General features: G+C 61.9%; 7 protein-coding genes. 4 read left to right on the forward strand and 3 right to left on the reverse strand.

Translation table 11 applies throughout. From position 1 onward, the window contains the following. The first annotated feature begins 437 nt into the window (after positions 1 to 437). Positions 438 to 2,216 carry an SLC13 family permease gene (locus tag ACUXUR_RS21220; RefSeq protein ID WP_445504345.1) on the forward strand — a complete coding sequence of 593 codons (1,779 nt, stop codon included), beginning with the start codon at positions 438 to 440 and terminating at the stop codon, positions 2,214 to 2,216. On the opposite strand, the gene ACUXUR_RS21225 is transcribed toward ACUXUR_RS21220, so the two are convergent. The 3 genes from ACUXUR_RS21225 to ACUXUR_RS21235 form a co-directional block, all read right to left on the reverse strand. Next, entirely contained in the window at positions 2,213 to 3,421 is a 1,209-nt protein-coding gene (locus ACUXUR_RS21225) for a sensor histidine kinase (protein WP_445504346.1), read from the reverse strand. The genes ACUXUR_RS21220 and ACUXUR_RS21225 overlap by 4 nt on opposite strands. Positions 3,422 to 3,504: 83 nt before the next feature. Further along, complete coding sequence (locus ACUXUR_RS21230) at positions 3,505 to 3,822, reverse strand: DUF1330 domain-containing protein (protein ID WP_445504347.1); 318 nt, start codon at positions 3,820 to 3,822, stop codon at positions 3,505 to 3,507. A 102-nt stretch (positions 3,823 to 3,924) separates the two neighbouring features. Then, entirely contained in the window at positions 3,925 to 4,926 is a 1,002-nt protein-coding gene (locus ACUXUR_RS21235; RefSeq protein ID WP_445504348.1) for an adenylate/guanylate cyclase domain-containing protein, read from the reverse strand. Positions 4,927 to 5,665: 739 nt separating this feature from the next. Here ACUXUR_RS21235 and ACUXUR_RS21240 point away from each other — a divergent pair. The 3 genes from ACUXUR_RS21240 to ACUXUR_RS21250 all read left to right on the forward strand — a co-directional run. Beyond that, positions 5,666 to 6,232 carry a DUF1003 domain-containing protein gene (locus ACUXUR_RS21240; protein ID WP_445504349.1) on the forward strand — a complete coding sequence of 189 codons (567 nt, stop codon included), beginning with the start codon at positions 5,666 to 5,668 and terminating at the stop codon, positions 6,230 to 6,232. Between the two features lie 319 nt (positions 6,233 to 6,551). Next, entirely contained in the window at positions 6,552 to 7,646 is a 1,095-nt protein-coding gene (locus ACUXUR_RS21245) for an RHE_PE00001 family protein (RefSeq protein ID WP_445504351.1), read from the forward strand. Between the two features lie 230 nt (positions 7,647 to 7,876). After that, the coding region (locus ACUXUR_RS21250; protein WP_445504350.1) for an IS5 family transposase at positions 7,877 to 8,460 on the forward strand (584 nt) is incomplete at its 3' end.

Genomic DNA, 8,460 nt, shown 5'->3' on the forward strand with positions numbered 1-8,460 from the left:
GCACCTCGCCGCTCCAACACGACGCCTCTCGGCACAGTGGCCCGCCGCGAACACGGTGCCAACCAGAAGAGGGAGCAGGACTGTGGCCCTAAGAGCGCCAACAGGCGCACCGATGGCTTCGCCGCTGAAGCCTTCGGTGAAGGAGAACAGGGCAGCGGCACGAATTCCCAGATTGAATGGGACTACTCTTCTACTGAGCTTGAACATGCCTCTGCATTCTTCCTTTGAGCAATATGAGATCCTTGGGCGGATTTAAAGACAACAGATGCTGTAGGACAAAGCTCCATGAGCGGTGATAGGCGATCACGATGGGATTGTGGCGTCGGCATCGGTCGGATGAGATTCGAGACCCTGCACGGTGTAAACAGGACAGCAGGACGGATCGGATCAGGAAATCGCGCGGGCTCCTTCTCCGCAGCGCGGTCTAAGGCAGAACGATGACGCAGGACCAGACCTTCGCCTTCGCCATACTGGCCGGAATGATGGCTCTGTTCATTTGGGGACGGCTGCGCTACGACCTTGTCGCTGTTTTGGCTCTCCTGGCCGCGGTGTTCAGCGGCATTGTCCCACAAAAGGCGGCCTTCTCCGGCTTTGGGGACGACATCGTCATCATTGTCGCGAGTGCGCTCGTCGTCAGCGCGGCCGTCGCACGCTCTGGCGTGATGGGGGCGGCCCTCCATCGGGTCTCGCCTTACATCACCTCGGTGCAGGGCCAAATCGTGGTTCTCGTGGCGGTGGTCACGATTCTGTCCGCTTTCGTCAAGAACATCGGCGCGCTCGCGATGATGATCCCGGTGGCATTCCAGATGGCGCGTCGCTCCAATGCCTCCCCCTCGTGCTTTCTCATGCCGATGGCCTTCGGGTCTCTGCTCGGCGGTCTGATCACCCTTGTCGGCACGTCACCCAACATCATCGTCTCTCGCGTACGTGAGGACCTGACGGGGCAGCCTTTCGGCATGTTCGATTTCGCCCCCGTCGGTCTCGGCCTTGCGGCGGCCGGCGTGGCGTTCCTCGCCTTCGGCTACCGGCTTCTGCCAGGCGGTCGCAAAGCCGCGGGGACCATGGACGAGGCAATCAACCTCACCGACTACATGACGGAAGCGCGCGTTGCGGCGAATTCGCCGATGATCGGGAAGACGGTCAGCGACTTGGCAAACGCATGTGACAACGAGGTCCTGGTCACTGGGATCGTTCGGAACAAAACCGAGCACATGGCACCCCTGCCGGATGCTGTCCTTCGCAAGGGCGATATTGTTCTCCTTGAGGGCGATCCGGAAGCGCTTGAGCGGGCGGTCGCCCGCGCTCACCTGGAGCTCGAAGGGGACGACCGCCCCACGCAAGGCAAGGGGGCAGGCGAAGAGATCGGAGGAATCGAGGCCGTCGTTGGGCCGAGCTCGGCGCTGATCGGTCAGACGGCTAAACGCATGGCGTTGCACGAGCGCTTCAACATCAATCTCCTGGCCGTCAGTCGCAGCGGCGAGCGATTCACCGAGCGCCTGCGCGACATCACCTTGCAGACCGGCGACGTTCTCGTGCTGAAGGGCGATCTCACCCGGCTTCCGGACAAGCTGAAGGAACTCGGCTGTCTGCCGCTGGCCGAGCGCGAAATCCGCCTGGGCAATGTCCGGCAGGGTCTCGCCCCGGTGGTGGTCCTGGCGAGCGCCATGGGGCTCACGGCCTTTGGCGTGCTGCCCGTCGCCACCGCCTTCTTCACCGCCGCCGCCCTGGTGGTCTTGCTTGGGGCACTCTCGCTCCGGGAGGCTTACGAAGCGATCGATTGGCCCATTCTGGTGATGCTCGGGGCGCTGATCCCGGTCAGCGACGGGATCCGTACGACCGGTGGGGCCGATCTCGTGGCCGGATGGCTCTCGCTGCTTGCCAGCACCCTGCCATCCTATGGAGCGCTCGCGCTGATCATGATGGCGGCCATGGCCGTGACGCCGTTCCTGAACAATGCGGCCACGGTGCTGGTGATGGCTCCCATCGCGGTGACTTTTGCCGGACAACTTGGCTATAAACCTGACGCCTTTCTCATGGCGGTTGCGGTCGGTGCAGCCTGCGACTTCCTCACGCCCATAGGACACCAGTGCAACACACTCGTGATGGGGCCGGGCGGCTATCGCTTCGGCGACTACTGGAAACTGGGGTTACCACTCTCCGTCATTGTCATTCTAATCGGCGTGCCGCTCATCCTGCTCGTGTGGCCGCTGACCTAGCCAGCAGGATCGTTGCGCTCAGACGTGAGCGGAAACCGCACTTGAATCCGTGTCCTCCGATCCCCCTCGATCGCCAGGGTGCCGTTAAGACTACGAGCCATACCTTCGATCAGGCGCATGCCCAATGACCCTGTGCGCCGTGTGGCGGGAAGACCCACACCGCTATCCTCAATGAAGAGGAGCACATCCTCTCCCTGGCGGTGCAGCCCGACCCGAATGGTGCCGCGCCGCTTGTCGGGGAAGGCGTGCTTGAGCGCGTTGGTGATTGCCTCCCCCGCGATCAACGCCACGTTGATGGCGCGATCAACATCCAACGTGATCTCATCGGCGTCGCTCGTGAGGTCTATGCGCTGATCCTGCGGGCTCCGGAGATGGCCGAAGTTCCGGCATAGCTCCGTCAGGTAGCCTGCCATATCGACTGCCTGCACGTCGTTGCTGTCCTGCCGGTAGAGAAGCTCGTGAATGCGGGCGAGGTGATCCAGGCGCTGGATGGCATTCTCCAAGGCTTCCGAGACCTCGGGATTGTCCTGTCGTCCGATCTGAAGGCGCAGCATCGAGATCGCCATGGCGATGCTGTTCTTGGCCCGATGGTTGACCTCATGCAGCAACACGCTCCTTTGGCTCAGAAGCTGATCCTTCTCGCGGATGCTTTCCGTCAAAATCGCTTCCAGAGCCCGCCTGCGGTCGACTTCATTCTGGAGCGTTTGGGTCCGCTCCTTGACCCTTGTCTCCAGAACCTCGTTCAGGCGCTGGGTGTGACGCTCGGCTCTGACACGGCGGGTGATGTCCCAAAACGACGCGAAGTGCTGGATAACGCGGCCTTGCTCATCATGGACGGGGCTGACGAACTGTGCCGCCCAGACCTCGCGGCCATCTTTGGCGCGAAGCGCCACCTCAAGGGTGAGAGGTTCGTCGGCTTGCATGGCAGCCCGGATGTGCCGTTCCACCTCAGGGTCGGTATCGGGACCGGTCAGAAAGAAGTAGTTCTGGCCCAGAACCTCCTCACGGGTGTAGCCGAACAGGTCGATGAAGGATTGGTTCACATAGACAATGGGATTGCCGTCAATGCTGGGGTCGGTCACCACCATCGGCATGCGGGTGGCCTCGACTGCGGCGACGAACGGGCCGCCGCGATGCTGAACAGTATTGATTCCCGCTTCGGCTCTTCCCTGATCAGTGTCGACGGATTCTGGGTCGGATTCCAATTCTCGGTGCTCCGGCTGACGGCGCAATTTGCGCCGTTGGTTGACTCTTCGTCGGCTCACTTGCCTCCCACACGGCTCTGGTCTCACGCGTGAAATGGCTCGGGCGTGAATGGGGAGCGCTCCACCAGCAGAATCTTGGCCGCCACGCCGACTGACTGGAGACCTTCGAGAACTCTCTGCATCTGCTCGGATGCTTGCGCCTTGCGAGCATCCTCCACAGTATGGAACTCCAGCAGGGTGATCGTGTCGGGGCTGGCTCCGTCAGCAGTGCGATAGGCCATAAAGGACACCGCTCCAGGGATTTGAAGAAGCTCGGCAATCCAGTCCCGGACCCGCTGGTTATAATCGTTCCAGCGATGCGAGTCGGTCGGGCGGTCATACTGAAACATGACAAAGGCCATGGGATATCTCCCTGAAGGCTCGCGCTATCACAGCACACTGGAGCAATCCGTCATAGCGCTCTGAGGGATGCCCCTCGGTTCAGCCGCGTGGTCTCGCCAGGATCAGCCCGAGCGGCGATTGCCCGTGAGTTCATTGGCGTTGATCACCCGCGCCAAGAGATCTTGCAGGGTCTCCCGCTCGCGCTCCGACAGGGCAGCCATCACCCGATCCCGCACAGCAAGGATCGCCGGGTATAACCGTGCATAGAGTTCGTGTCCTTCTGGCGAGAGGCTGAGGAGACGCGTGTCGCGTCCGTGTTTCCCCGATGTTCGGGCGACGAACCCGAGAAGCTCCAGGTGCCGGACCATCCGCTGGGCACTGGCGAGGTCGATACCGATCCGCTCGGCCAGTCGCCGCTCGTCGATGTTAGGCGCATCGTGGAGGGAGGCCAGCACCGCAGGCTCGACCAGTGTCAGGCCCTCGGGCTTGGTCACGTCCACGAGAGCATGGTTCAGGATGGTATGGAAGCGTCGCGCCAGGTTGAACTCACTGCGGCGGTGAACCGGTGGCAGCGCCCGGGATAGCGGATGATCCGACGGATGGGCCAAATAGGCCCGGATGGGCGCATCCAGGTTTTTCACCAGTTGCGTCCCAAGGTCGTCGAAGGCCAGCGGCAGCACCCTGGACACGTAGTCATACGCCGTTCCTGAGAGGCAGACCAATCCCGGTTGTGCCAGCTTCTCCATGCGGGCGGCAATGTTCACCCCATCACCAAACATGTCGCCGTCTCGAACCATGACTTCTCCAACATGGACGCCGATCCGGAAGGTGAGGCGACGTTCCTTGGGTGTTTCCTCGTTTGCCGCGGCGATCCTTTCCTGAATGCCAACCGCACATTGGACTGCATCGACGACGCTTGGGAACTCAGCGAGAATACTGTCGCCTGCGGTGTTGGCCGTTCGACCGCCGTGTTGGGTGATGTACCGATCCATGATCTCGCGGCGAGAGTCGAGCAGGGCCAAAGTTCCTGTCTCATCCGCATTCATCAGGCGCACGTAGCCTGCCACGTCAGCGTAGAGGATCGCGGCGAGGCGGCGTTGCATGATTGATGCGCGCTTGTTCATTGTCGGACACCACTCTTCATGGGCCTGCCCAGGCCCATGTCGTGTCGGTAGAGCCTTCGCGGTCTACAGGATAATCGGCCAGGACTGAGTGTCGTTCCTGACAGACAGGCGGCACCAGCGATATTGCACGGACCCGCGTTCGCGATCAGGGTTCTCTCACCCATGGGAGCGGAGCGCCAGCGTGAAGACGGCGAGAATGCCAGCGATCAGAAGGAGTGAAATCAGCGCCTGGGAAAGCATCACATGAATCCCAAGATCACGGCTCCGCAGAACAGGAAGGCCAGAGCCGCAACGAGGATCGCTTCGTTTTCATAAGAAATTTAGGACCTGATTCTCTGAATCATGCTGCCCTCCTAGTTTTATCGAAGTATACGCGCTTAGTAGACAAAAATATATGACTATCTCAAAACAGGTCTACTTCAGCATGATTGGAGCGATTGCGCGGGTTTTGCATCTGACCTAAACGGTCGGAAACATGGGAAACAGGTGGCTATCCTTCCCTGATCTCTTGGCTCTTGCATAGATGATGTGTCCAGCGGGTCCGATTGATGCACCTGGCAAGCAGGCAGCAGCCGCCCGATGTGTTGACCCGATGTGTTGATGAGAGGCACGGGTCTCGGTGTTCAATAGGGGGCGATCGCCCTGGGATGTGCCATAGACTCGAATGGCAAGCCTCCTCCAGCGCTTATGGCTAGAGTAGACTGCAAGTCTCTAACCAGAGTGACAGCGGAGGGCGCTGATGGACGAGGTAACGCAACTCGCTCGCCAATTGCTCGACAGCGGGGTAACACGGCTGTCTGAACGCGAGCAGCGGGTAATCCTCCATATTGCCAAGCGTTCGCATATAGCCCGAAATGTAAACAGTGTTCTCGAAGAACAGCAGACCTTGGGCGAACGCCTCGCGGATCGGGTCGCTCAATTTGGCGGCTCCTGGACCTTCATCACGATCTTCACGGGGATGCTCATCGCATGGGTTGTCGTGAACAGCCTTGCCTTGGCCCGCCTCGGCGGAGGCTTTGATCCATACCCTTACATTTTCCTGAACTTGATCCTGTCAATGGTCGCCGCGCTCCAAGCCCCTGTAATCCTGATGTCTCAGAACCGCCAGGCCGCCAGGGACCGGTTGGCCGCGAGCCTGGATTATGAGGTTAACCTGAAGGCCGAGGTTGAGATCATGGCCCTCCACGACAAGCTTGACCGCATTCGCGTCGAGCATCTCGAAGGCTTGCTTCACGATCAGACGCAGCGGGTTGAGGAGCTAGACAAGCTGGTGCGGGCAACCCTCGCCAAGCCACTCTCAAGCTGACCTGCACCGAATTTGATCTTTAGCGTCCCGGGTTGGGGTCAGCACAAGACCAATTATTGGCTCAATCGCTCCTGAGGAGCCGGATATTGGTGCGAGATCCACGAACCCCGTACTGCTGCTACCCTGCGTATCCACACGCTACGTTCTGGGTATCGTTACCAGCAGGGTTCCGGCTAATCGCTGAGAGCGCCGGGCTGCTACCTCCCAGTAAGTGCGCTCGGCGCCGGACGATGGATCGTCAAGGAGCGGAAAGGCGAATTCCTGATCCGTTCTACCTTAGCGTATCAATAGGCACAGATCTTGTTCCGCCCCCTATGACCTGCCGGAGCTGCCGTGGGAGGCTGTCGCCGGCCAGCTCGAGCAGATCACGATCAGCGTCCTGCGCTTCGATGCCCGGCTGGAAGCCTCCGGCCTGGCCGCCGGCTGGCAGTCCCGCTGCGACATGACCGAGGCTGTGCGGGCGCTGATCCTCGACGGCCACTTGGTCGATGTCGGCGACCTGGTGCTGCACGATGCCGGCATGGACGTGCGCCATCCCACCCGCGAGCTCACCCGCGCCGCCGCCGCCCTGCGGGCCCGGCGCACCGCCCTGGCCCGACCGGCCCCGTGGCCGCTCTCGATCGATGGTCTTGCGGCTCTGCGCGGCATCGGCCCCGTGCGCGGGGAGGGCGCTCACAAGCCAACAAGGGGCAAGCCGGATCCGGAAGATGACGAGGCCTATCCGCCCTTCGCCAATGATGCCGACCCATGGCGGGCGCATTTTGCCGAGATCGACGCTCTGCTCGAGCGCACCAGCCAGGTGCTCGCCGGCGAAACCCCGCTGCCGAAACGCCGCTCGCATCTGGTCTATGACCCCGATCAGGATGAGGCCGAGGCCGAGGACCTGTGGCTCGATGTGGTAAAGAGGACCTCGCACTGGCCCGCGATCGCCGCCGCGGCGGTGGCGTGGAATGCCTGGCTCGATCTCAACCTCTACACCCGCCTGCCGTGGCTCGGCCTGATCATGGCCGCCGCCATCCTGCGGGCGCGCGGCCTGACCTCCCATCTGCTGCCGCTCGCCGCTGGCTTCAAGCAATCGAAGTTGAGGCCGCAGGGCCGGGAAGGCGCGCGCGAGAAGCTGGAGGGCTTCTGCCAGGTGCTTGAGGAAGCGCTTGCCATCGCCAACCGGGATCTCGACCGGCTGATCCTTGCTCGTGAGCTGATGAGGCGCGTGACGGACAAGTGCCGCAGCAGCTCCAGGCTGCCGGAGCTGGTCGAGCTGTTCCTGTCGCGCCCGCTGGTGACGGTGCCGCTTGGCGCCAAGCTCTTGCAGGTCACGCCCAAGGCGATCGATCTGATGCTGGCCCAGCTCGGCGGCGCGCTGCCACGCGAACTCACCGGCCGCACCCGTTACCGCGCCCGGGGCATCGTCTAGGGGTGTGCAGGTCTGTGGAATTACAGCGCCAAGAAGAACAGACGCCGCGCCAAAGCCAGTCCATCGCTTGAAGCAGCGCGATCAAAGGAATTGGCGTCGCTCGTTGTCCTGACAAGTCGCGCGATCCTGAGGGCTGCCCTGTCAGGAAGGCTTTGTTGCACGGATGAGCGAGTTGGTAACCGGCACGGGGTGACATAGGAGGCCTGCGCCCTTTCAGTCGGATTTCTGCCGTGCCGTTCAAAGCCAATGCCGCTCGCCGTCACCGTATCCCTAAGCAGCGGCACCGGGTGACAAATTGGGCGGAGTACGACGCCAGCCTGCGTCAGAGGGGCAGTCTCACCGTTTGGTTTTCTGAGGAAGCGATCGCCGACTGGCGCGCGGAGCCCCGCACCACACGGGGCGGTCAGCCGCATTATTCGGCACTGGCGATCAGGACAGCCCTGACGCTCCGGGCAGTGTTCCGGTTGGCGCTGCGTCAGACGGAAGGCCTGATTGGCTCGATCCTTCAGCTCCTCGGTCTGGATCTGGCGGTGCCGGATCATTCGACCCTCAGCCGTCGCGCCGAGACCCTCGAGGTGCCAAGATCAATCTCACGCACCGGGCCGATGCATCTGTTGGTGGACAGCACAGGGCTGCGGCTGTGTGGATCCGGCGAATGGCTGGTCGAGAAGCATGGCACCCGCAGACGCCGATCTTGGCGCAAGCTGCACATCGGGATCGATGCAAGCACTGGGCAGATGCTCGCCTCAGAGCTGACGGCCCATGATGTCGAAGATGGCTCGCAGATCGAGGCGTTGCTCGACCAGATCTCCGG

It is taken from the genome of Microvirga medicaginis (genome assembly GCF_052658925.1).